The sequence below is a fragment of the Paramesorhizobium leguminum genome, assembly GCF_003217235.1.
In the GTDB taxonomy this organism is placed as follows: domain Bacteria; phylum Pseudomonadota; class Alphaproteobacteria; order Rhizobiales; family Rhizobiaceae; genus Paramesorhizobium; species Paramesorhizobium leguminum.
In genome coordinates, this window is record NZ_QJTF01000052.1 from 1 (window position 1) to 3,071 (window position 3,071).

The following is a 3,071-nucleotide window of genomic DNA, read 5'->3' on the forward strand; positions in this document are numbered from 1 at the left end:
GGAGGCCGTCATCGTTGAAATCCGCGCCGGCGAGCGAAAAGGGCCCGTTGCCGGTGGTCAGCGTCGCGGTCGTCTCCGCCACGCCATAGACGGGCGGCAGCGTTAAAGTCACAGAGCCGAGCTTGAAGTTGTTATTCGTTTTGTCGAGAATGGTGACGTCTCCCGTCGGGGCCAGCCCGGCGGGTGTGTCCGGGCGGACCTGAGCCGGCAACGTGCCGAAGCCTGTGACCGTCACAGGCAGATTGTAGGGGCCTGTGCCCTCGACCTTGCCGATGACGGTCGTGGTCGTATAGAGGCTGGTGGGGGTGACAGTGAGCGTCTGGGACGTGGACCGGCTCCCGGGATAACCGGTGATGCCGCGGAAGCGGGCCGTATAGCTGTGCAGGCCGACATCGGCGAAGATGACGATCCTGGCTTCCCCGTTGGCAATCTGGGCACTGCCGATACGGTCGCTGCCGGCGCACGCCTCCACGCCGCTGCGGCAGAAATCGACGGTGCCGGAGGTGATGATGGCGGTCTTGTCGTCAGTCACGGTTGCGATCAGCGTCGCCGGCTTGCCCTGGTCGACGGTATCCGGCGTAATCTTGAGCGTGGTTATCGTCCCGGTAACGGTGAAGGGCATTGTGGCCGGCGTCGAGGCGTTGAAATTGCCGTCGCCGGGATAGGTCGCCTGGATGGTGTAACTGCCGACAGGCAGCGTCTGCGCCGGCAGGGCGGCCACATATTGCTTCGTAGTGTCGTCCCACGCGAACGGCGCCGTGCCCAGCTGCTTGCCATTTTGGATCGAGAAGGTGACGAGGCCCGAGGGCGCGTACCCCTGCAGATCCTGCTTGCCGGCATCCAGCGAGGCGCTGAGGACCACCTTCCGCGGAGCCGCGACGGGGGAGCCCGGAACGGCGCTCAGAGCGAGCGTGGTGTCGAGCTTCTGCGGCTTAAGCCCCACAGGAGCGGATTGCGGGCTCCTGGCAAATTTCATGTCGCCCTCGTAGACCGCCACGACCTGATGGTCGGCCGCCGAGGGATCGCCCACCGGCACTAGCACATCTGTCGCGGTGGCGGTCACCGTCACGGAAGGCTGAACGATTGCCACCGTTATAAAGCCTTCATAGGAGTCGGCCACGGCCACGTCGGTGAAGCCGTCGCCGTTGAAATCGCCGGTCACCGGCACCACCGGCCCGATACCAGGCGGGATCGTTGCGCCCTGGGTGAACGTCCAGGCGGCGCCGCCCAGAAGGAGTTGCATATAGGCGTAGGGGGGGGCCGCGAAATATGCGGTGGCGATGTCCGGCTTACCGTCGGCGTTAAAATCGCCGACGGCCAGGGTGATGGACTCCCAGTTCGCATCCCCGATCGAGTAGGGTGTCTTCTTCGTGAAGATCTTGCCGGTGGGATCGCCCTGGTAGGGGGTGACGTAGCCCGGGCCGTTGGGATTGTTGACGCCGACGGCGAAATCGAGATTGCCGTCGCCATCGAAATCCGCCACCGCAACCGACATGGCATTGGCGTCGGTGCCGGTGCTGACCTGTGTCGGATCGGGCTGGAACGAGCCCAGGCCGTCGCCCAGCAGCACCCACACCTTGTCGGTCGGGGTCTGCGGCACGATCAGATCGGGCTTGCCGTCATTGTTGAAGTCGCCGACGGCAGCGGACCCGACGGTGCTGCCGCCCGTGTCCGTGGCTTGGGGGTTGCTGCCCACCGACACCGAGGTTCCCTTGGTGGGGAACCGGCCTTTGCCGTCGCCAAGATAGACCTGCGAATTGCTGGTGGTGACGACGGCGATGTCGAGCGTACCGTCAAGGTCGAAATCGCGCACCGCGAAGGCGACCAAGTCGCTTGCTGCCGTGTTGATGGGCGACGGATCGAAGCCGCCCTTCTCCTTGCCGGTGAAGACGCTGATATTTGAGGTCGCGCCGACGGCGAGGTCGACATAGCCGTCATTATTGAAATCGCCCGCGACCACCGGATAGGCGTTGTCGATATTGGGTATGGTCGAGGACGGCGTGGCGGGGAATGTACCGTCGCTCTGCGCCAGGAAGATCTGGACGTTGCTGTAGTAGCCTTGGTTGGCGACGGCAAGATCGGCGCGGCCGTCCTTGTTGAAATCCTCGCTCGCCGTTGAATAGGGAGCACGGCCGACGACGAGTATCGCGGACGCGGTGGCAATGCCGTAGGCGGTGTTGCCCATGGATGGGGTGATGGCGAGCGGATAATCGTTGTTGCTTGTGTCGAGGATGTCGGCCACTCCGTTGGGGGCCAGGCCGGGCAGCACGCCGAGGCCGGTCACCGTAACGGGAATTGTATAGGGCGGCGCGGAGTTCACCGTGCCGATGGCCGCCGTGGTCGGATATAGGCTGGTGCGGCTGACGGTGAGTGTCTGCGAGGTGGACGCGCTCGCGGTATAGCCGGGACCGCCCCTGAACATGGCCGTGTAGCTGTGCTGGCCAGGATCGGCGAAGATGACGATCGAGGCTGCGCCGTTGAAGAGCTGGGCCGTGCCGATACGGTCGCTGCCGGCGCAGGCTGGCGCACCGGCGCGGCAGAAATCGACGGTGCCGGTGACGACGGGAGTACCGCTCTTGTCGGACGTCACCGTCGCAGTCAGCGTCGTCGACTGGCTCTGGTTGATGCTCGACGGCGCAAGCGTGAGCACGATCGTTGTGCCGACATCGGCCGCAATGGAGTTGGCGCCGGCCGGATCGGCAATGCCGTCCTGCGCCTGCCCCTGCGGCACGATCCCGGTGAGGAGAACCAGCTGGGCGATGAGCATGAGCCCGATCGCGCGCCGGCCCCGGCGCCGCCCGCCGTTCGCCGCGCCTTGGTTGCGGTACGAGGAGAAAGCATCGGAGATCGTGGCAAAAACAGCGGTCATTGGGAAAATCCTTGAGTCACGCGCGTAGCCGATCCGGCGCGCGCATATCGAAAGAGCCTGATGAAATTCATAGTCGTGAATGAAATGCCCGGTATCGTCGTGAACGGTATCGAATGCTGCCCATGGCGCGCGGTTCCGGCGTGATTGCCTCGACCGGGAGCGACATCGATGCCGCATTCTTTTGCAAACGATCAGGGATTTA

General features: G+C 64.4%; 1 protein-coding gene. It reads right to left on the minus strand.

Going from position 1 to position 3,071, the window contains the following annotated elements; translation table 11 throughout:
* The coding region (locus C7477_RS18515) for an FG-GAP-like repeat-containing protein (RefSeq protein ID WP_181418478.1) at positions 1 to 2,869 on the minus strand (2,869 nt) is incomplete at its 3' end.
* Between the last annotated feature and the right edge of the window lie 202 nt (positions 2,870 to 3,071).